We start from the raw sequence: 20,797 nt of genomic DNA on the forward strand, positions 1-20,797 counted from the left end.
AACTATGGCACAGTGGGCTCTTTTAAGTGGAATTGAGGGAAATTTGGTCGCCTATGAGGCTGTGCTAGCTGATATCAAGCGGCAGCGCGATCCCGTCACAGAACTCTATATCCTGGGAGATTTGGTCGGATTGCAGGGTGATAATCAGGCACTAGTACAGCGAGTGCGATCGCATCGTCCAGATGAGCCAGAACCCCAAGTCTGTTCCGGCTGGTGGGAGGAGCAATGCTTTAGCCTGTATGGCATTCGAGGTTTGCCTGATGCTCCCGAATTAGTTGAGCGCTATGGTCCGAGCGCTGCAAAAGATCTATGGGATGCTGTATCCCGAGAGACGGTGCGCTGGCTGAGTTATCTTGACTTTGGTTTTCATGAACTGGATTGTCTGCTCATTCACGGGAGTACCGTCAGTTATAGCGATGAATTAACGCCGGATACGTCGCCCATCCAATTGTGCGATCGCTTAATTCGCGCCGATGCCAACACGCTGTTTTGTGGCCGATCAGGTCTTGCCTTTGAATGCTGGGTCGAGCCTAGTGCCCTGCAATCAACGCTGACAACACTGGATCAAAGCGCCGTTTCCCAGGAACAGGAACGTTCGCCTCGTCGCGTGGTGGGAGTTGGCAACGTAGGCCGACGATCTGACCAAGCATCCTATGCTCTCTACAATCCCGCTACCAATCAAGTCAAATTTAAAAGCATTTGCCCCAACCCAGCTAAAGGGTTTGGCGTTAAAAAACGCTAGGCCGTGAGCCGTACACCGTAAACTTATCCCTTCCCTTTCCCATGCAAACAACCCTCAACACCCCCGACACCCGCCTACCCGTCACCATCATCACGGGCTTTCTGGGCAGCGGCAAAACCACGCTGCTTAACCACATCCTCAAAAACTTCGATGCCTTTCGCGTTGCGGTGCTGGTGAATGAGTTTGGTGACATCAATATTGACAGTCAACTTCTGGTCACCATTGAGCAGGATATGGTGGAGCTAACCAATGGCTGTATCTGTTGCACCATCAACGACGACCTGATGCAGGCGGTGCATCGGGTGCTGGAGAAACGCGATTCTCTTCGAGACGGCAAAGCCGAACGCATTGACTACCTCGTGGTCGAAACCACTGGCGTTGCCGACCCCTTGCCCATCACCCTTACTTTTCTTGGTACTGAACTGCGGGATCTGACCCGGCTTGACTCTATCCTGACGGTGATTGATGCCGAAACCTTTGAACCGGATTTGTTCAATAGCCAAGCTGCCCTGAGCCAAATCGCCTACGGCGACATTCTGTTGCTCAATAAGACCGATTTAGTTTCGTCAAAGCGTCTCAAAGCAGTAGAAGCGGGGATTCGCACCTTTCGAGAAGATGTCAGAATCCTCCATGCTCAGCAGGGTCAGGTACCTCTGCCGCTGATCATTGATGTGAAGGTGGGCGATCGCGGTTTGTATCAAGCGGTGGCTCAAGCTGATGCCGAAAAAGCGGCCCATGAGCATGACCATGAGCACCATCACGATCATGAGGCTCACGACCACGGGCATCACCATCACGAGGCCCACGACCACGATGGGCACCACCATGACCATGACCATGACCATCCCCACGAACATCATCACCATCATTCCGACCACCTGGATAACGATGGCTTTGTCTCAATGTCTTTTCGCTCTGACCAGCCCTTTGGCCTCAAGAAGTTTCAGCAGTTGCTTGACTATCACTTGCCATCAGAATTGTTCCGCATGAAGGGGATTCTCTGGTTCAAAGAAAGCCCCGCCCGCCACTTTTTCCAGCTCACGGGCAAGCGGTTTCAGCTCGAAGACTCGGAATGGCCAGGATCACCGAGCAATCAACTCGTCTGCATTGGCCGCAACCTGGATCTCAAGGCGATGGAAGAAAAGTTGATGAACTGTGTTGCAGATGAGAATTAGGTTCCAGGGTTGAGGTGCTAGATGCTAAGTGTTGGGTACAAGGTGTTAGGTATCAGGCATCAGACCGAAACCCAATACCCAACACTCAATACCCAAAGCCCATCTATCCACTCACCCACCTATTTCCCATGTCCCTCACCCTCTACAACACCCTGACCAAACGCAAACAGTCTTTTACCCCCATCCATCCGAGCCGAGTGACGATGTACTGCTGCGGGGTGACGGTTTACGACGATTGCCACCTGGGGCATGCCCGGTCGTATCTGGGATGGGATGTGCTGCGGCGATATATGTGCTGGCGGGGGTACGCGGTTCATTACGTGCAAAACTTTACCGATATTGACGACAAAATCCTCAACCGGGCCAGCGCCGAGGGCACGACCATGGTGGCGATTTCAGAGCGCTACATCCAGCGCTACTTCGAGGATATGCACCGCCTGAATGTGATGGATGCCGATGAGTATCCCAGAGTGACAGAGCATATTGGAGCGATTCATGAGTTGATTGGCCAGCTTGCAGCAAAGGGCTATGCCTATGCTGCCGGGGGCGATGTGTATTATCGGGTGGAGCAGTTCGCCGACTATGGCCAGCTTTCGGGGCGATCGCTAGAAACGATGCAGGCCGGAGCGAGTGGTCGCGATCTGGCGGCTACCGCCAAGACCAACCCGGCGGACTTTGTCCTCTGGAAAGGAGCAAAACCTGACGAACCCGCCTGGGAGTCTCCCTGGGGCCCGGGCCGACCGGGCTGGCATATCGAATGTTCCGCCATGATTCGAGCCCGACTGGGAGCTACTATCGATATCCACGGTGGCGGCGGCGACCTGGTGTTTCCCCACCACGAGAATGAGATTGCCCAGTCCCAGGCCGCCAACGGTAAACCCCTGGCCAACTACTGGCTGCACAATGGCATGGTGACGGTGAATGGTGAAAAAATGTCGAAATCTCTGGGCAATTTCACCACGATTCGTGATTTGCTAGAGGGTCGTTGGTCGGAGTATCTGCAGCCGGTAGACCCAATGGCGATACGGCTGTTTGTGCTGCAGGGGCATTATCGGAAGCCGCTGGACTTTACGAAAGATGCGATCGCAGCCTCAATCAACAGTTGGCAAACCCTGAAGGCCGGACTTTTGTTTGGCGATCGCTACGGTACAAACCTGGGATGGCCTGCCACCAACCTCCAGCCCTCTCCCCAGGAACCCAGCCCAGATGCTCCGTGGATGGAGCGGTTCCAATCCGCTATGGACGATGACCTGAACACGCCGGGGGCTCTAGCAGTGCTGTTTGAGCTGGCTAAAGGGCTACAGCGAGAGGGAAACCGTCTGGTTCATGAAGGGAAGCCACAGTCCAGTCCGGATCAGCTTTTGGAACAGTGGCAAACCCTGATGCACCTGGCCCAGGTCTTGGGGTTAGAGGCCAAAGCCGACAATGGTGCTGATGTAGCGGCGGATGACTTGGATGAGGCTGCGATCACTGACCTGATCCAGCAGCGCCAAACGGCCCGACAACAGCGCGACTTTACCATGGCAGATGATATTCGCTATCGCCTGGCAGCCGTGGGCGTCACGGTGGTAGATCAACCCGATGGAACCGTCCGCTGGCATCGACAGTGAAATCTGTTGATGGGACTGTTGATGCGGTTTAGATAGCTGCACAGACTCCAATTGTGAAAAGTAAGACGACGAAATTATTCACATTACCCATGCAAAATCAAGAATCAGCTACTGTTTTCGACGAAGAACGCGCTTCTTCCTACGACAAAAGAGCCGCTAAGTTAGCGCCATTGCGTGACACGCTTCATCTGCTGACTCGCCTGATCCTCTCTGATCTCCCCACTGACGCCCGCATTCTTTGTGTGGGAGTCGGCACTGGCCTGGAGTTAATTTATCTGGCTCAAGAATTTCCACAGTGGCAATTTACGGCGGTAGAGCCTGCGAGTGCGATGCTTGATATTTGTCGCCAGAAAGCTGATGAGTGTGGGATTGCGTCGCGTTGTACCTGGCATGAAGGCTATCTGGATTCATTACCTGCCTCAGCCCCGTTCGATGCGGCGACTTGCCTGCTAGTTTCTCACTTTTTTATGCAGCAGGAGGAGAGACGACAATTCTTCAGCCAAATTGCTGCACGACTTCGCCCTCAGGGATATTTAGTGAGTGCGGATTTAGCTTCTGATATGTCTACCTCAGCCTATCAACAGCTGCGCGAGATTTGGACTCGAATGTTGAAGTATGCGGAATATCCCGATGAGGATGTCGAGAATTTTCTGGCCGCTCATGGTCGAGATGCGGCTGTGCTACCCCCCCATGAAGTCGCATCAATCATCGCATCGGGCGATTTTAATCCCCCTGTATTGTTTTTGCAGACTCTTTTTGTGCATGCCTGGTATACACAGCGGACATCGTCTTTAACATGCTAGCCTCTACATAATTCTCAATTAAACACGAGTCTTTCCCGGCAATACGGGTGCTAGCAACCATGTTATATCCATCTAAACCCTCTGCTGAGCCCTGCGTAACGACCTTCGATGAGTTTGTGCAGTTGGTGGATTATTCTCTGATGGACACCTTAAATGCCGATCCTGACGCCACCGCCGATGGTGATGATCACCGTCCCCGCCAGGTTTTTTCGGGTCACTTCGTCCCTGTAACCCCCACGCCACTTCCAGACCCAGAATATGTCGCCCATAGCAGCACGTTTTTTAAGGAGCTTGGGTTGAGCGATGAACTGGCGCTGGATGAAAAATTTCGCCAGGTATTTTCGGGTGATCTCGCTGCTGCGCCTGAGCCGATGCGACAGGTTGGCTGGGCGACGGGTTATGCCCTGTCGATTTATGGCACCGAATATCTCCAAAATTGTCCATTCGGTACGGGGAATGGGTATGGCGATGGTCGGGCGATATCGGTATTTGAAGGAATCATCAATGGCCAGCGCTGGGAAATGCAATTGAAAGGGGGTGGCCCGACGCCTTATTGCCGGGGTGCCGACGGTCGCGCCGTACTCCGGTCCAGTGTGCGTGAGTTTTTAGCGCAAGAGTATATGCACGCTTTAGGGGTGTCCACATCGCGCGCTTTGACCCTATACGTGTCTAAATCTGAGACCGTTACCCGGCCCTGGTATTCCCAAGACTCTTGCTCTCTCGACCCGGATATTTTGGTGGACAATCCTGTGGCCATTTCCACTCGCGTTGCCCCTTCCTTTTTGCGCGTGGGTCAGCTAGAGTTGTTTGCCCGCCGCGATCGCAGCAATGCTCATCCCAGAGCATCAGAAGAATTGCGCATGATCGTGTTGCATTTAATTGAGCGAGAATACAAAAGCGACATCAATCAAACCCTTAGTTTTGCCGATCAATTGGTTGAGTTGGCTAAGCTATTTCGCCAGCGGCTTACGACCCTGGTGGCCAATTGGCTACGGGTTGGTTATTGCCAGGGTAATTTTAATAGTGATAACTGCGCCGCGGGTGGCTTTACCCTCGACTATGGACCCTTTGGGTTTTGTGAAATTTTTGACCCCTGGTTTCAACCCTGGACGGGCGGCGGCGAACACTTCTCATTCTTCAATCAGCCCAGGGCAGCAGAAACCAACTATTACATGTTTTGGAAAGCGGTGAGACCGCTACTAGCCGACGATGCTGAAGCGTTAGAACAGTTCGACCAGGTCGGTCGTGGCTTTGCAGAAGCCATGCAAACCCAAATTCAAAACATGTGGGCAGCCAAACTTGGCTTGAGTGAATTCAACCCGGAGCTATTTAGGCAATTAATGCAGTTAATGACCGACTCAGAGGTGGATTACACCATTTTCTTCCGCGAGTTATCCCACATACCAGACGATGTCTCAGCCTTGAAAAAGAGCTTCTACGGTAAAACGTCACCACAACTCGATGAACAATGGCAATCTTGGCTCAAAAGCTGGCGCGACCTCGTCAACGACGGCAATTTGGCTGAGATATCAACCAAGATGAAACAGACTAACCCCAAATACACTTGGCGCGAGTGGTTGATTGTCCCTGCCTATCAACAAGCCATGCAGGGTGACTACACGTTAGTGAGAGAGTTGCAAGCAGTCCTGAGCCATCCCTATGATGAGCAATCGCAAGCAGTAGAAGATAAATACTATCGTCTACGACCCAGCACGTTTTCTGACGTGGGTGGCGTGACGCACTATAGCTGTTCATCTTGATGACGATGCGGCGTTGGCCACAGGCCGGTCTTTGACCATCGCCGCAGGCCGGTCTTTGACCATCGCTGACCTGATTCAGCAGCGCCAAACGGCTCGACAACAGTGTGACTTTGCCACAGCGGATCAGATTCGCGATCGGCTGGCAGCGGCGGGCATTACGGCGGTTGATCAACCGAATGGAGAAGTCCGCTGACATCGGTAGTAAAGCAGTGCGATCGGAGTAATGCTTTCAGCGAACCACGTCCCGAACCTGGTCGAGTAGTTTCTTAAGACGAGGTTCTGCTTGCATGGGTAGACGGCCTGAAGTGAGATGATGAATAAACTCTAAACAGTTTCAGCCTTGAATCGGAGGGCTGGTTATACTGAACCATTCCACCTATTTACTCGTATAGGGATCTTAGATGGACGTAATTCCACCTATCTACCCAAAATGGGAACTTAGACAGAAATATTTCCGCCAATTTACCGTATGGGGATCTTAGGTGGAAATTTTCCCTCTACAAAAGAGTTATGTTTACGAATATCTAATCTGATGAAGACAGATATATCTCAACACAAGTTAGCTCTAGCTAAAGAAGCTGAGTTTTTGTTGCCACGCTTAATGCTTGGCTACCACACAGGAGATCTTATTGCTCTTGGGAAACTCTGTAATGCTATCAACGTACTTGCCGAGTTCTACTTTGAGAATCGAAACTCCAATTTTGCCAAGCGTGTACCAAGACTTATTAATTACCTAGATGGTAAATTTAGAGAGTGCATTGTGCTGGTGTTGAGAAATGGTGAACGCCACTTCGGATACACTGCAAACAATATGACAAAGTTCATTCGCGGAGAGTCCCTACATGGTGCGAGTGAAAACTATGATCTTAAGCGGATTACTCTTCATGACTACGTATTTGAGAAAGATAATTCTATTGAATGCGAGTTCCAAATTAGCTGGAATTGGATAGTTGGTCCTAACCTTAGGTCAAGCTCTGGCAACTTAGATACAGGTGGGGCCTTTATTCATGCGATCAATCTTAATAATAATAGAATTGAAGTAAGCCAAGTAGAGTCAACGGTCATAGCTATTGCATATGAATTCTGGCAGGCAAACACAAATTCTGAACCGAAAGAAAGCACTAAGTGCTTTGTGAAGTTCAATCCCCACTGGTATTCAGAGATTTGGGGACAGGAACTGTCCAACAGAGTTGCAGAAAGTTTAACGAGATATCTGAGTTTAGAGCTTCCGATTGAGCCCACTTAAACATAACAATTCCCTTGCAGCGGACTGCTGAGAGCTACCAAAGAGAAGTGTAAAGTTATCTACAATCGCTGAAGGGCACCGTTAGCGGCGGTGGACGGTAGATGGTATCAACAAAAATCAAAAATTCTACGACGCACATTGCGGCACAGAATTTGATTTTTAAGACTCACTCTGGCTTCTGAATCATTTGCTCCCACTGCCGCTGTTTCGCTTTAGGGTCAATGCCCAGTAAACGCACATATAGCGGTTATCACTCTAGTGAGGTACAAACTCGAGTCCGAAATTACTGCTTAGCAAGGGCTTCAGGCTTCTGACTGTACCTCACCAGCCTGGGAATGGCTATAATCACCGGAATGATCCGCCAAGAACTGTTCCACCTGGGTCAGCACCTGGGGCTCGTGGGCGATCGCAATGGTCGGGCCATTCTGCCAGGAACCTGCCTTAAATCGGCGGGCATCGGCAAATTCCAGGCCAATGTGGTGCCCCTGCCGAAGTTGTTGCCGGATTGTATCCACGATGTCTGCCTGTAAAAGATGAGCAGCTTGGCCATTATGAGGTACAGGGTGGAAGCCATTCTTGGATGAGGGATTCTGGAAAGCGGTGACGCAGGCAACATCGTTAGCGCAGCGGTACCCGGCTCGCAGGGCCTGGTTGATTTCGACTACATGGTGAGAGAAGGTTCTGTCGCTCTCGTTGGCATCGGGGAGTCGATCAGCCGCCTGCTGGGTCGTAATCACCGCTCCCGAGGGCACATATTTACCGGAGGGAATCTCCACATCCTGAATCAGGGCGTGCATCATCACAATGCACCCGTGGCCGACCTGGGCATTAAATACCGTCGAGCGAAAGCCAATAAAACAGTCATTGCCCACATAAGCCGGGCCGTGGATCAACGCCATGTGGGTAATGCAGGTGTCGTGACCGATCCACACAGAGTAGGCTTGCTGGTCATCTCCTAGAACTCGCCCCTGCTCTAACCCGTGGATGACTACCCCATCCTGAATGTTGGTATTTGCCCCGATGCAAAAGGGAGCCCCTTCATCGGCGCGGATGGAGGTATTGGGAGCGATGATCACATTTTCCCCCAGGCGCACATCCCCAATCAGGCTGCACTGGGGATGGACATAGGCAGAGGCTGGAATAGTGGGCTGATCTGAGATCACGGTCCCAGGGCGTGGGTGGGGCGGGTTGATGACGCAGCGGCATGGTACTGTCCTCGGTTCACAGTTGAGTGGGATTGGGCACATCCCCATAGACGGTGGCGGGGTCAAAGGTCTTGGCGGTTTCCGTCAAGGTGAGGGTAATGGGCTGATTCCCCTGACTATCCCCCTCGCCAGGGAAAATCTGGCGATAAAAGCAAGAGCGATAGCCCACATGACAACTGGCTCCTGCCCCAGCCACCTTGACCTTCATCCACAGACAATCCTGGTCATCGTCAATCAGCAGTTGCTGTACGGTCTGCACCAGGCCGCTGGTGGCTCCCTTGTGCCAGATCTGCTGGCGACTGCGGCTGTAGTAGTGGGCTTCACCCGTTTCCAGGGTTTTCAGCAAAGCGGCCTCATTCATGTAGCCATGCATCAACACCTCGCCAGTGGCAGCATCCGTGGTGATCACCGGGATGAGCCCATGGGCGTCAAACTTAGGAGCCAGAAGCATCCCTTCTTCGACGGCTTCAACCGAGGTGCGGGCAGCAAAGGATGATGACATGGTACAGGAGACTGAACATGAGAATGATAATCATTATTGCATGATGAGTGACAGATTTTGACCTTTACAGTGGCCGCACTCTCCTCCGTCATCCCTTCTGCAAAAACGTCTATATGCCCTTTTTAGTGTTGGTTTGATCAGAATGGCGATCGCCTGAGTCCACCCTTCTGGATCAAAGAAACGGTTACAGCCAGCCGCCTCCCCAGGCCAGCACCAGGGAAAACCCGATCGCGGCGATCGCCTGCCGCGCCATCAGCCCCACCGCAAACCGCACCGACTGTTCGCGGGCAATGGTGAGTGCAGTGACGAGGCAGGGCAGCAGCACTCCGGCTAGGTAAACCCCCGTCAAGATTTGTAGCGGCGTCAGTACCGCTAGGGTGTCTGGTTCGGCAAAGAGCAGCAGTCCGTCTTTGCGAATGGAGGCCAAAATCACAGGTAAAGCGGCTTCTGGGGGCAGGCCAAACAGCCCCATCAGGGGGTTAATCCATCCCGCCAGGGCAGTGATGAGGCCAAACCAGTCCAACACGGAGGCGATGATCGTAATCACCAAAAAGATGGGGATCGCATTGGTGAAAAACTGGCTGAGGGTACCCTGGGTTTCGCGCCAGATGGCCGACTAGCGGGGCACTTCCAAAAACGTGCGCCGTTCAATCATCAGCGCGTTATGGGGGGAACGGGCGGCTTTGGGCGCAATCAAGCGGGTGTAGATCAGGGTGGTCAGGGTTAGGTAGCCCAGGTAGGGCACCACTAAACCGGGCAAATTGGCGGCGCTGAAGACCCCCAGGGTAGCCCCAAACTGGTAGGAACAGGCAGAAAAGGCGATCGCCTTCAACAGTAAGCTCCAACTGTTTAAAGATTCATGCCAGGAACTGCCCCGCACGATGCGGAAGCGATCGTCTCCGTCTGTGAAGTTGTGTTATCTAGACTACAAACGCCATTTGCATTCTGTAGAAAACTAATCGATGTTCTTGGGCCAAAATCCCTTTAGGAAAGACAGAATGGCTGAAAATCGTAAAATGCGTTGGCTGAAGACCTGGCCGTCTTTGTCTGTTGCCACGCTTGTTCTCTGTTTGATGGCGAGTTTTCTTCCCGTTGGCATGACCCCGGTGAGTGCGGTGGTGCCTCCGATTGAAAGCACGGTGCCAACGAGCTGTGGCAGTCGCGCCACCAGTCCTCGCCACTACGCAGTGGCGGCCAGCCCTGAAACGGTTCACTGGGGCTACTACAGCAAAAATCAGGCTCCGGTGATTTCCATTAATTCTCAGGACTACGTCACCCTGGAAACCATTACTCACCACGCGGGTGATGACTACGATCGCATGATTGCAGGCGACCCTGCCATCGAAAGCATTTACAACTGGACGGCTGAGGGCAAAACCGTGAGCGATCGCGATCCTGGCGTCCACATTCTCACGGGTCCCGTCTATATCTGCGGTGCAGAACCCGGCGATCTGCTGGAGGTGCGCGTTGTCGATCTGAAGTTGCGTCCTAGCGGTATGGATCCTACCAAAACCTATGGCTCTAACGCGGCGGCCTGGTGGGGCTTTCAGTACGACAACTACAAGGGAGATCCCAAACCGCGCGAGGTGATTACGCTGTATGAAATGGACGCTACAGGTGAGAAGCCGTGGGCCGAGGCCGTCTACCGCTACCAGTGGACGTCCCAAACGACCCCCGATGGGAAAGCCCATGACACGATTGACTATCCTGGCATCATTGTTGATCACGCCACCGTTACCGAGATTGAAGACACTCTGGAAGGGGTCAAAATTCCCCTCCGTCTGCACCTGGGCTCTATGGGGGTCGCTCCTAGCGAAGCCGATGTGGTCGATTCCATTCCGCCTGCTTACTTTGGCGGCAACATGGATAACCGCAACATTGGCGTGGGCACCTCCCTGTACCTGCCGGTCGCTGTGCCCGGTGCTCTGTTTTCCGGTGGTGATGCCCACGCGTCTCAAGGCGACTCAGAACTGGATGGCACCGCCATTGAAACCTCGATTACTGGCGTGTTTCAATTCGTTCTGCACAAGCAAGCCGACCTGGCGGGCACCATTTTGGAAGGAGTCAACTATCCTTTGCTAGAAACCCCTGATTCCTGGATTGTTCACGGCTTTACCTACCCGAACTATCTAGAAGCCCTGGGAGAAGACGCCCAGAAGGAAATCTATACCCTGTCGTCTCTCGATCCGGCGCTCAAGGATAGCTCCGCCAAGGCCCGCGACTTCTTGATGAATGGCATGAACCTGACCGAGGATGAAGCCTTTTCGCTGATTACGGTCGGTACTGACTTTGCGATTACTCAGGTGGTCGATGGCAACTGGGGCGTGCATGGCATCATTCCTAAGGGCATTTTTGCCGAGGAGAATGTGAAACCTATGCCAGCCGCGAGCTAAAGGTGAAGGTCATATCAACGCTACTGTTGTCAGACCGAGGCCAATGCAGACTGTCGCGAGAGCGCTGACTACTGACAGCCGCTGCATCATTCCAGCTCCAAAGGGGGAGTTTTCCAGCCACTGTCTGCCATAAACGGCGGCTAACCCCAGAGTCGTGAGCACCGATGCCAGACCCAAACTAAAGACGCCAATGAGCACTAACCCATAGGCGATTTGGTGTAGTGCAATCGCACTCAGCAGCAATACCAGGGCCGATGGGCAGGGCACCAACCCACCCGAAATGCCAATGGCAGCAGCGATCGCCAGTCCTCTGGGGCATGGTGATCATGGTGATGGCGGTGGTGATCGTGGCTATGGTGGTGCTGGTGATGGGCAGACCGCAAGCGCACTGATAGTAGATTGAGCCCCACCAGGCAAATCGCCACCCCGCTGACAGCTCCCAAAATCGGATACACCTGGTCAAGATCGACGTAATGGGAGGCCAGTAGGGTGGTCACTCCCAAAATGAAAACCGCCAGGGTATGAGTCACCGTAGTGGTTAGCCCCAGCCAGAGAGCGGCCTGTGGGGTGCCCCGACTGCCCACCAGATAAGCCCCCACCAGGGTTTTGCCATGACCTGGAGACAGGGCATGAACGGCACCGAAGCCAAAGGCGGCCGTTACGCCTGCCGCGATCGCCGTCGGCGTAAACTGCCCGTTCAGCAACGCCGTTAACCGGCTCGCCATCTCAACATGAGCCAGAATGAGCAGTGGAGCCATAGTGTTGTTCTTCTAGAAAATGCTCTTTTGGGCGATCGCCCCTTGCAATTTCTCGACGACTTCTGGCACCGTCAGCGCTCCCAAATCCCCACTCTGACGGGTGCGAACGCCCAATGTCTGAGCATCCATCTCTCGCTGACCGATCACAGAAATAACTGGAATCTTCTCTAATTCTGCGGTGCGAATTTGCTTACCCAAACGATCGCCGCTGGCATCGACCTCTACCCGAAATCCTTCTTGTTTCAAGGTCTGGGCCACCTGATTAGCATAGTCTCGCTGGGCATCACTCACCGGCAACAGTCGTACCTGTACCGGAGCCAGCCACAGGGGAAAAATCCCGGCATAGTTCTCCACCAGAATTCCAAAGAACCGCTCCAGGGAGCCAAAAATAGCCCGGTGAATCATAATCGGACGCTGCCGGGAGCCATCCGCCGCGACATAGTTCAAATCAAACCGCTCCGGCAGGTTGAAGTCCACTTGAATCGTGGAACACTGCCACAGCCGACCGATGGCATCCTTAATCTTGATGTCGATCTTGGGACCGTAGAAGGCACCGCCTCCGTCATCAACCACATAAGCCCAATCTTTAATCTCTGTGGGTCTAATTCCCCGTGGCTTGCCACGTTAGTGGTAGCGCGGGAGTGCGTCCCGAAGGGCAAATTCCGTAATGCCCCGTCCGCTTGCGGCGGGGATAGGAATTTGAGCGCCCCGCGAGATTTACTCCTGATAGTCCGGATGCAGCACTAGGAGCCAGATTGGAGCAAAAGCTGACCCAACAGGGCTTGGATGTGGAGTCACTCATTCGCGCCGTTCACCAAGTTGAGGCCCAAACGAACGATACGTCGGATGCTGTGGGCAAATGGGTCAAAATCTCCGGGTACGCTCTGCCACTGGAACGCACGACTCAGCAACAGGTCTCTCAGTTACTCCTGGTTCCCTTTGTGGGAGCCTGTATTCATGTTCCTCCACCGCCTCCCAATCAGATCATCTATGTAGAGCCGTCGGTTCCAATTGACGATCCGGGGCTATTCACCCCAGTTTGGGTAGAAGGTCAACTGCATCAACAGTCAGCGACCTATGATCTCTTTCGCGTTGATGGCTCTCGTCCGATTCAGGTCAGCTATGCCATCAGCCTGCAATCGATTACGATTGATTCCAGTCGATCCACGGCTAGACAGTCATTTCGGCAATCGCTGTCGTCGATGCCTCATCTCTCTACTCAGTATTCTGGCCAGTATTCTTGGTGGCAGGCGATACAAGTCCAGAGCACCGCTCTTTTTGGCCAAATGATGGGGGATATCCGCGCTGACCATTCGCCATCCGCTTTGCTCTGGGAGTGCTGATCGCCTTTGGTTATGGAGTCGTTCACACGCTGGGGCCAGGACATGGCAAGGTTGTGATTCTGTCCTATTTTGTGGGCAATGGGGGCAGCGTTCGACGGGGCATTAGCATGGGAGTACGGATTGCGGTTTTGCATGTGATATCTGCGATCGCAGTTGTCCTGCTCACAGATATCGTGATCCGACAGACTATTGGTTCGACACCTGCCAGCTATCGCCTGATTCGATTAGTCAGCTATGCTGCGATCGCACTTATCGGCGGTTGGATGCTGCGACAGGCTTTGCGATCAAAGCAATCATCAAAACAACCATTCTCTTCTCATCAATCTGTCCAAGCTGAGCTACCAACGGTGACGCAATTTAGCGATCGCATTCTTCAACCTACTCAACCATCACCTTCGAAGCGCTCTCAGCTTGACTATTGTCGTTGCTTTAGCTGTGACCGTCGTCCAGGAACTGCTGGATGGCTCTCACTTGCTGTCGGTGCTGTGCCCTGTAGTGGAGCGCTCTTAATTATGCTCTACGGTCTAGCAAATGACCTGGTTTGGCCAGCCATGCTGATGGTCTTGGCAATTTCGTTGGGTATGGGAATAACGCTATCGGCCATTGGCTTAACGGCACTCTGGGGCAGAGCATACCTCAGTCGCCGCATGGATCGGGCAGCTCAATGGCGGTATCCGCTTTTCCAGTTGCTGAATATCGTTGGAGCTAGCGGCATTTTGCTGGTGGGGCTGCTGTTATTTCTTTCAACGCTGAGCGGCGGCAGGCTGCTGCCTAGCTAGAACCCAGACGGTACTTAAGTTTTATTAAAGACAAAAGCTATTGTGGGACTTGCGCCAAGCGTAATTCCACAATAGCTATTCATCACTACTTGGCTGCGATCGCAATTGTTAGAGCGAGGTTTGTTGCTGACTGGTTTGGCACGTTGCACAACTGCATCCCAACGCATCTAAAAGAGCATCATCCTGGGTTTGGGTAACGGATAGTGCGGTTCCTGTTAGTTGAAATTGGCTCGCCTCAACCGGAGACATCGTGCTGGCTGATGCGGGGCCAGCAACTGCGATCGCGACTGCCAACGATCCCGCACAACCCAGTACAGACAAGACATTCTTTTGATTCATGGCGTTGTCCTCAAAAAATTTTTTGCAATTGATAGTCCCAAGATAACCAATGCAAACCGAAAGCGGTAGCGGTGATGCTAGAGGTTTAACGTACCGATTTCAACGCAATCGTAATGTTGGGCGTTGCTTAATCTGGGTGTGAATTGTGATGTGGGGGTGGTGCTCCCACATCACAATTCATACTTAAAATCAGAAATCCCTAATGTTGGGCTGATAAAAAGCTGTGTTTGGCTCAGAGTAGTGTGCCCATAACTGAAGCCTGCTCCGAAGCCGATATGTCATGCGTCCTGTTACAAATTCGTTCTAAGAGCGGTCTATCATGACTAATGGCAATAACGCCGACCTGATGTTGGTGGGCAAAATCTAGGATCACCTGCCAGATCAATGCCTGGGTATTGGCATCCAGCATAGCGGTCATTTCGTCGGCAATTAGGTAGCGGGTGTGGCGGTTGAGAATACGTGCGATCGCAACTCGCTGCAATTCTCCACCGCTCAGCTCATGGGGATAGCGGGTCATCCAGCCGGGATGAATGCCAAGAGCATCCAGGTAGTGGAGCTGAGGTGGATGGCCTTCCCGCAGGATGCGGTCAATGCGCCAGCGAGGGTTGACCGACAGTTCTGGATTTTGAAAGACAAGCTGCACCGGACAGTAGCCTCGGTTGAGCAGCGGCTGTTCATCCAGCGTAACGCGACCTTGAGTCGGCACCAGATAGCCCGCCAGTAGTTTGCCGAGCGTTGTCTTGCCGTAGCCGGAGGGAGCCATCAATCCAACGACTTCTCCGGGTGCGACAGACAAGGTGCGATCGCGCACTACCCACGGCAGCTTAGAACTGTAGCGAAACCAAAGCCCTTCACCTTTCAGCATGGATACACCTCACCCAACCTTGACGAACAAATCTGGCTTCAGGACGCGCCTGCTCACACTCGGACGTGACCCAGGGACAGCGATCGCTAAACAAGCACCCTGATGGCAAATTTTCAGGACTGGGCTGGTTTCCTGGTATGGGCACAAACTCGTTTTGGGGCAGTGAGCGCCATAGCGCTTGGGTGTAGGGATGGCGCAAGTTACCCGTCGTAAAGTCTTGTGCAGCGGCAATTTCAACGGTAGTTCCGGCATAAAACACCGCTACCCGATCAGCAACCTGTAGAGCCGCTTCAATATCGTGGGTAATCAGGATCACACCTCGTCCTTCCTGAGCCAGTTCCCGCAGATGGTTTAGGGTTTCAGCTACCACGTCAGGATGCAGCCCTGGGGTCGGCTCATCGGCAATGACTAAATCAGCTTGCGTCACGACTGCCGTAGACACGAGCACCCGCCGCGCCATGCCGCCTGAAAGCTGGAAGGGATAGCGACGAGGAGTGGTAGCAGGCAATTCGTAGCGGGCAAAGGTGCGGTCTCTCAGCGTTCTGGCCGCTCCCGCAGACAGGCCGTTCAGTTGTCCCACCCGCTGCACCTGTCGCCCGACGGTCATCAGCGGGTCTAAGTAACCAACTGATTGGGGCACAAGTGCGATCGCTTTTCCGCGCAGTGCTTCGCACCGCTCTGGCGTCAATGGTTCACCCTGGAACTTCATCGTTCCTGATAGCTGGGCATTATCAGGCAGAATTCCCAGGATGGCGTGGGCCAGAAGGCTTTTCCCCGAACCGCTGGCTCCCACAACGGCTACTAGTTCCCCAGCCTCGACGGTCAGATCCAGATCAGTAATCACGGTGAGCTGCTTTCGGTGCAGTCCCTGATCGTATTGGGTAAAGGTAATGCTGAGCTTAGAAACAGAAAGCATCTAAATTTACAAACAAAGTGTTCATGATTTTTATGTGAAATCTAAGATGATTAAAATCAAAGATGATAAGTCCACCCGAGTTCTTACAAAAACTATTAAAATCAATCTCGCAATTAAGTGCGTTGCTGATTTCTTAAGATTGATTGGAGGCCCAAAAAAACGATAGAAATGATAGAGCCATATAATCCTATATAAACGAATAAATCAGCTAGATTAAACATCGGCATTCGCCAAAGTCGGAAATCAATAAATTGAACAACGCCACCGGCAAGAATGCGCTCAACAGTATTGCTAATGCTCCCAGCCAGAAGCAGACCTAAACCTATCTGCAATGATTTCGTGATTTTCTTACCAGATCGAGAAAGCAGTTTCGATACCAACAAAATGATGAAGCTAAGGCATAGAATAAATATTATGCTTCCTAAGATCAGGACAGAGCGATTATTTGCGGAAATGGCAAAGCTATTGGTTATATCTAGATAAGTGAAATGCAAAACATTTGGTATCAGAGGAATCGTCGCCAATTCTGATGGGTCTTTTGAACCGAACAATATCCTGGCTATAAACTGTACTAATAGACTCAGAAACGCTCCAGCCGCAGCGACTATCCATACCAACTGATTGTTAGTCATTTTTTCTCTTTTCACCCCTTCTTGCCGTAGACGAAAAATATGATAGTGCAGTTTTTCTATCCCTGACTTGTCTTCGGATCAAGCAAATTCCGCACGTTTTCCCCCAGCCAGTCAAAAGCCTTAACCGAGAGCAACAGCAGCAGTCCCGGCATGACGCCGAGCCACCAGTAGCCAGTAGAAAGATGGCGCATGGATTCAGCCAGAATGATACCGATGGCGGGAATATGGGGCGATAGGCCAATGCCGATAAATGACAGAGCTGCCTCGTGCAGAATGGCGTGGGGAAACAGCAGAATCAGCCCCACCAGCAGTTGCGGGATGACGTGGGGCACCATGTGGTGGCGGGCAATCCAAAGGGAAGATTGGCCAAAGCGGCGGGAGAGGTGGACGTAGTCGGAGCTGTTGACCTGTAGCACTTCGGCGCGAATCACGCGAGCCAAGCTTGTCCAATGGGTAAGAGCAACGGCAACGATTACCCCAGTGGTGCCGCCGCCCATGGCAAAGGCAATCAGAATCAGCAGCACCAGGTGAGGCAGGCTGAAGAATACATCGATAATCCAGGTAATGACGGCATCAACCCAGCCACCTAGAGTGCCAGCGACTAACCCTAATCCAGTGCCAATCAAGGCACTGATGCCAGCAGCTAGCAGTCCGATTCGCAAGCTCAACGACATGCCGTGCAGAGAACGGCTGAGCATGTCTCGGCCCAACCAGTCTGTGCCAAAGGGGTGAGCCAGGGACGGCGGCTGATTACGCTGAGTGAGGATGGAACTGAGGCCGTCGTTGCCGATGACCCAGGGGCTAAAGATAACTGCCAGTAGAAATAAAGCACAGAGGGTAATCCCCCAGAGAGTTCGCTGCCGTCGATTATTCCCCAGTTTTTGACTCGGAGCTGCAATCTTAGTCGCCGTAACCGTCATGACTGCCAGCCTCCTAAGCGAATGCGGGGATCGACGATGGGATAGGCCAGATCCGCCAGGGTGTTGCCGGTGTAGACGAAGATGGCGCTGAAGAACACGATGCCCACCAGCAGCGGCACATCGCTTCGTAAGGCAGCTTGCACCGTGGCTTCCCCTAGTCCGGGATAGGCGAACACCTGCTCGACTAAGACGGAACCGCCGAACAGCTCACTCAGGGAGGCGAACTGCAGCGTTAGAGCGGGCAGAATCAGGTTGCGAAAGCCGTGGTGACGCACGACACCCCAGAGGCTTTCTCCCTGAGCGCGGGCAAATAGGATGTAGTCACTGTGCAGCACGTCAATCAGCTTCTGGCGGGTATGCAGAGCAATGTTGGCGATGCCGATAATACTAAGAGCGATCGCAGGCAGCAACAGGTGGTGGAGGTGCTGCCAGAAGGTAATATCCGCTGCCAGCACACCAGGCGGCGCGGCACAGCAGATGGGCGTAACCTTCAGCGAGACGGAGAAGATGATGAGCAGCAGTAGCGCCACCCAGAAGGTGGGCGATGAGGCCAGAGTATAGGCGTAGAGCCGAATCACTCGGTCAATCCAGGTGCCTGCCAGTGCCCCCGCTAGAATGCCCAATCCCAGACCGAGCAGGCCGGAGAGCAGCCATGCGATCGCAAGCATCTGTAGCGATACCCAAAAGCGGCTGGCGATCACCTCTCCTACGGGCTGATTAAAAACCATCGAGGTTCCCCAATTGCCCTGTGCCAACTGTCCCAGCCAGTCCCAAAAGCGCACAATCATTGGCTGATCCAGACCCCAGCGTTCGGCAATTAGCTGCCGCTGCTCTGGGCTAATCTGTATCATGTCAGCACCGATATATGCCTGCACCGGATCGATCGGCGACAGGCTCAGCAGCACAAAGGTAAATGTCGCCACTGCCAGCAACAGCAGCAACAGCCGCAGCAGCTTATGGGCGGCAAACGTGAGAACGGGCTTTAATTGCATGTCCACTCCCACTCAGCGATATTGGCAGTGATTGGCCAGCCGTGGCCGTGGGGTTCGACCTGGGGTTGGCCGATGTCGAGACAGTCGCTGACGAAGTAGGTGTGGTCTAGATTCACTAGCCAAGCCCAGGCTGCATCACCCTTAGCGGTAAACCCTGTTTGTCCATCCCACTGGGCCGCTTTCCAAAATGCGATCGCTTCTGCTTCCGAGGATGCTCCCATCGCTAGGTCGAGCGTCTCGTCAATAGCTTGGTTGGCATAGTACCCGGCGTTATTGAAATCCCCTTGGGCCGACTGGCTGTGGTAGAGGTTGTAGATTTCCGTCTGGTCGTGGCTGCCCCAGCCGAACACCACCACGTTGCTGTGCATAGCTGGTCCAATTTCATCCCAGCTTTTGCCCTCGACGTTGGCCTGAATGCCAATCGGCTTAAGCATTTCCGCCGTTGCCAGGGCCAGGGCTTGACGAGTGCTATCGCTGGCCGGATAGAGAATCGTAAATTCGGCCTTCAAACCGCCTTTTTCCAGAACCCCATCCCCATCGCTATCGGCCCAGCCCCCTGCGGCCAAGATTTCCTGAGCCTTTTCCGGCTGGGCATCTTCAATATCGGCACTGGGTTCTTCCCAGGCCAGCCCAGTGACGGGGCCGTAGGCGACGGAGCCATAGCCTTCTAGAACGCCATCGACCAGGGCTTCACGATCAATGGCGTAATTGACCGCCTGCCGAATCGCTAGATCTGCCGTCACGTTATTACCGATGGGATCGCCATTGGGCGTCGTCTCGCCAGTTGCGGGAACATAAGGAAACATCAGACCCCGATTATCGACGCTGGTGACATCGTACAAGGTCATGCCGTCGATGCTCTGCACCGCTAATGCTTGGGGAACGCTGGCTACTTGGGCCTGACCCGCTTTGGCAGCGGCAAACGCGGCATCCTCTTCAACGAATAGAAAGACCAGTCGTTCGATGCCAGGAGCTTCGCCGTAGTAGTTGGGATTGGCCTCTACAATTAGCTGCTGCCCTTCATTCCACTGCACCATCTGATAAGGGCCAGAGCCAATCGGGTTGCGGGCATAGTCCGGCCCGTGAGCGTGCTCCGGTACAATGCCCAACGTGATCAGACGGTTAACGAAGGTGCTCTGGGGTTCCTTCAGGCGCAGTTCAACTGTGGTGTCATCTACAGCGACTGCCTCGTCTAGCACGGTTACGTCCGTCAGACCACCACTTTCTGCCGCCTGGTTGAAGGTGTAAGCGACATCGGTTGCCGTCAGGGGTTCACCATCGGAGAAGACAGCATCACCGCGAATGGTCACCGTCCAGGTCAAACCATCCTCGCTGACCGTGTAGTCCGTCGCTAAGTCATTGACGATGTTGAGATCTTCATCTCGCTTCAGCAACGTACTTTGGAAGAGGGGAGAACCATAGCGTCCCCAACCCAGAGTCGGGTCGTAACCCTCCTCGCTTTCGCCGCCGATCGCTAGCACAATCTGCTCAGTCGAGCCAGTTTGGGCGGGAGCCGCCGCTGATTCTGAGGTGTCAGTTGATTCTGTGGAGCCAGAACCGCACCCGACTAACATCTGTCCGATCAATAAAAGGCCAATGGGCCAGCTAGAAACTTTTATAAGCTGATGCATTACCTGTAAAACCGATAGGCCATTGCTCTAGACTCAAGCGCCTAGAGTTGGAGGCTAACACTGCCCCTTCCACGAAAACAATCCAGGGGGGAGGGATAGCGAGTGGTAGAAAATCTAAATTTTTCTCTTGTTCTCACATCTTGCACCTTGCAAACCAAAGACCCAGAAGGGTTATTTTGCCGCCGT

General features: G+C 53.2%; 24 protein-coding genes. 10 read left to right on the forward strand and 14 right to left on the reverse strand.

Going from position 1 to position 20,797, the window contains the following annotated elements; genetic code table 11:
• The first annotated feature begins 4 nt into the window (after positions 1–4).
• The 7 genes from AC286M_RS06130 to AC286M_RS06160 all read left to right on the forward strand — a co-directional run bounded on the left by AC286M_RS06130 (position 5) and on the right by AC286M_RS06160 (position 7,336).
• On the forward strand, positions 5–742 hold the full coding sequence (locus AC286M_RS06130) for a metallophosphoesterase family protein (protein ID WP_488203529.1): 738 nt from the start codon (positions 5–7) through the stop codon (positions 740–742).
• Between the two features lie 41 nt (positions 743–783).
• Positions 784–1,917, forward strand: coding sequence for a CobW family GTP-binding protein (locus AC286M_RS06135; protein WP_488203530.1), 1,134 nt, complete (start codon positions 784–786; stop codon positions 1,915–1,917).
• Between the two features lie 128 nt (positions 1,918–2,045).
• Entirely contained in the window at positions 2,046–3,527 is a 1,482-nt protein-coding gene (gene cysS, locus AC286M_RS06140; protein WP_488203531.1) for a cysteine--tRNA ligase, read from the forward strand.
• An 89-nt stretch (positions 3,528–3,616) separates the two neighbouring features.
• Positions 3,617–4,330 (forward strand): class I SAM-dependent methyltransferase, encoded by a 714-nt coding sequence (locus tag AC286M_RS06145; RefSeq protein ID WP_488203532.1) that lies wholly within the window; start codon positions 3,617–3,619, stop codon positions 4,328–4,330.
• A 59-nt stretch (positions 4,331–4,389) separates the two neighbouring features.
• A complete protein-coding gene (locus AC286M_RS06150) occupies positions 4,390–6,090 on the forward strand; it encodes a protein adenylyltransferase SelO (protein WP_488203533.1) in 1,701 nt (566 codons plus the stop codon).
• 55 nt (positions 6,091–6,145) lie between these two features.
• Entirely contained in the window at positions 6,146–6,283 is a 138-nt protein-coding gene (locus AC286M_RS06155; RefSeq protein ID WP_488203534.1) for a CysS/YqeB C-terminal domain-containing protein, read from the forward strand.
• Between the two features lie 339 nt (positions 6,284–6,622).
• The gene (locus AC286M_RS06160) at positions 6,623–7,336 is read left to right on the forward strand and encodes a hypothetical protein (protein WP_488203535.1); all 714 of its coding nucleotides are present in this window, start codon (positions 6,623–6,625) and stop codon (positions 7,334–7,336) included.
• Positions 7,337–7,638: 302 nt separating this feature from the next.
• Here the strand turns inward: AC286M_RS06160 and AC286M_RS06165 are convergent, their stop codons facing one another.
• The 4 genes from AC286M_RS06165 to AC286M_RS06180 all read right to left on the reverse strand — a co-directional run bounded on the left by AC286M_RS06165 (position 7,639) and on the right by AC286M_RS06180 (position 9,875).
• Positions 7,639–8,499, reverse strand: coding sequence for a RuBisCO small subunit-like domain-containing protein (locus AC286M_RS06165; protein ID WP_488203536.1), 861 nt, complete (start codon positions 8,497–8,499; stop codon positions 7,639–7,641).
• A gap of 58 nt (positions 8,500–8,557) precedes the next feature.
• Positions 8,558–9,043 carry a phosphoribosyl-AMP cyclohydrolase gene (gene hisI / locus AC286M_RS06170; RefSeq protein ID WP_488203537.1) on the reverse strand — a complete coding sequence of 162 codons (486 nt, stop codon included), beginning with the start codon at positions 9,041–9,043 and terminating at the stop codon, positions 8,558–8,560.
• A gap of 184 nt (positions 9,044–9,227) precedes the next feature.
• The gene (locus AC286M_RS06175; protein ID WP_488203538.1) at positions 9,228–9,590 is read right to left on the reverse strand and encodes a hypothetical protein; all 363 of its coding nucleotides are present in this window, start codon (positions 9,588–9,590) and stop codon (positions 9,228–9,230) included.
• A gap of 69 nt (positions 9,591–9,659) precedes the next feature.
• Positions 9,660–9,875 (reverse strand): hypothetical protein, encoded by a 216-nt coding sequence (locus AC286M_RS06180; RefSeq protein ID WP_488203539.1) that lies wholly within the window; start codon positions 9,873–9,875, stop codon positions 9,660–9,662.
• A 166-nt stretch (positions 9,876–10,041) separates the two neighbouring features.
• Between AC286M_RS06180 and AC286M_RS06185 the strand changes: the two genes are divergently transcribed.
• Entirely contained in the window at positions 10,042–11,436 is a 1,395-nt protein-coding gene (locus AC286M_RS06185; RefSeq protein ID WP_488203540.1) for an acetamidase/formamidase family protein, read from the forward strand.
• Between the two features lie 9 nt (positions 11,437–11,445).
• Here the strand turns inward: AC286M_RS06185 and AC286M_RS06190 are convergent, their stop codons facing one another.
• From AC286M_RS06190 to AC286M_RS06200, 3 genes are read right to left on the reverse strand one after another with little or no spacing between them, the layout of a single operon-like run.
• Positions 11,446–11,703 (reverse strand): hypothetical protein, encoded by a 258-nt coding sequence (locus AC286M_RS06190; RefSeq protein WP_488203541.1) that lies wholly within the window; start codon positions 11,701–11,703, stop codon positions 11,446–11,448.
• On the reverse strand, positions 11,670–12,194 hold the full coding sequence (locus tag AC286M_RS06195) for a HoxN/HupN/NixA family nickel/cobalt transporter (protein ID WP_488203542.1): 525 nt from the start codon (positions 12,192–12,194) through the stop codon (positions 11,670–11,672). Before AC286M_RS06195 ends, AC286M_RS06190 begins: the two co-directional genes overlap by 34 nt.
• Positions 12,195–12,206: 12 nt before the next feature.
• Complete coding sequence (locus AC286M_RS06200) at positions 12,207–12,767, reverse strand: His/Gly/Thr/Pro-type tRNA ligase C-terminal domain-containing protein (RefSeq protein WP_488203543.1); 561 nt, start codon at positions 12,765–12,767, stop codon at positions 12,207–12,209.
• Positions 12,768–12,949: 182 nt separating this feature from the next.
• On the opposite strand from AC286M_RS06200, the gene AC286M_RS06205 reads away from it, so the two are divergent.
• Both AC286M_RS06205 and AC286M_RS06210 read left to right on the forward strand, forming a co-directional pair.
• A complete protein-coding gene (locus AC286M_RS06205; RefSeq protein ID WP_488203544.1) occupies positions 12,950–13,537 on the forward strand; it encodes a DUF3299 domain-containing protein in 588 nt (195 codons plus the stop codon).
• Complete coding sequence (locus AC286M_RS06210; protein WP_488203545.1) at positions 13,531–14,316, forward strand: nickel/cobalt transporter; 786 nt, start codon at positions 13,531–13,533, stop codon at positions 14,314–14,316. Before AC286M_RS06205 ends, AC286M_RS06210 begins: the two co-directional genes overlap by 7 nt.
• A 108-nt stretch (positions 14,317–14,424) precedes the next feature.
• Here the strand turns inward: AC286M_RS06210 and AC286M_RS06215 are convergent, their stop codons facing one another.
• The 7 genes from AC286M_RS06215 to AC286M_RS06245 form a co-directional block, all read right to left on the reverse strand.
• Positions 14,425–14,655, reverse strand: a complete 231-nt coding sequence (locus AC286M_RS06215; RefSeq protein ID WP_488203546.1) for a hypothetical protein — start codon at positions 14,653–14,655, stop codon at positions 14,425–14,427.
• A gap of 232 nt (positions 14,656–14,887) precedes the next feature.
• Positions 14,888–15,520: an ABC transporter ATP-binding protein gene (locus AC286M_RS06220; RefSeq protein WP_488203547.1), complete on the reverse strand. Its 633-nt coding sequence runs from the start codon at positions 15,518–15,520 to the stop codon at positions 14,888–14,890.
• Positions 15,507–16,436, reverse strand: a complete 930-nt coding sequence (locus AC286M_RS06225; RefSeq protein WP_488203548.1) for an ABC transporter ATP-binding protein — start codon at positions 16,434–16,436, stop codon at positions 15,507–15,509. Before AC286M_RS06225 ends, AC286M_RS06220 begins: the two co-directional genes overlap by 14 nt.
• Before the next feature lie 113 nt (positions 16,437–16,549).
• Positions 16,550–17,068, reverse strand: coding sequence for a signal peptidase II (locus tag AC286M_RS06230; RefSeq protein WP_488203549.1), 519 nt, complete (start codon positions 17,066–17,068; stop codon positions 16,550–16,552).
• A 56-nt stretch (positions 17,069–17,124) separates the two neighbouring features.
• The gene (locus AC286M_RS06235) at positions 17,125–17,988 is read right to left on the reverse strand and encodes an ABC transporter permease (RefSeq protein ID WP_488203550.1); all 864 of its coding nucleotides are present in this window, start codon (positions 17,986–17,988) and stop codon (positions 17,125–17,127) included.
• On the reverse strand, positions 17,985–18,980 hold the full coding sequence (locus tag AC286M_RS06240; RefSeq protein WP_488203551.1) for an ABC transporter permease: 996 nt from the start codon (positions 18,978–18,980) through the stop codon (positions 17,985–17,987). Before AC286M_RS06240 ends, AC286M_RS06235 begins: the two co-directional genes overlap by 4 nt.
• On the reverse strand, positions 18,971–20,554 hold the full coding sequence (locus tag AC286M_RS06245) for an ABC transporter substrate-binding protein (RefSeq protein ID WP_488203552.1): 1,584 nt from the start codon (positions 20,552–20,554) through the stop codon (positions 18,971–18,973). The genes AC286M_RS06240 and AC286M_RS06245 overlap by 10 nt, the downstream gene beginning before the upstream one ends.
• Positions 20,555–20,797 lie beyond the last annotated feature (243 nt).

This window comes from Thainema salinarum CENA647 (genome assembly GCF_057732415.1).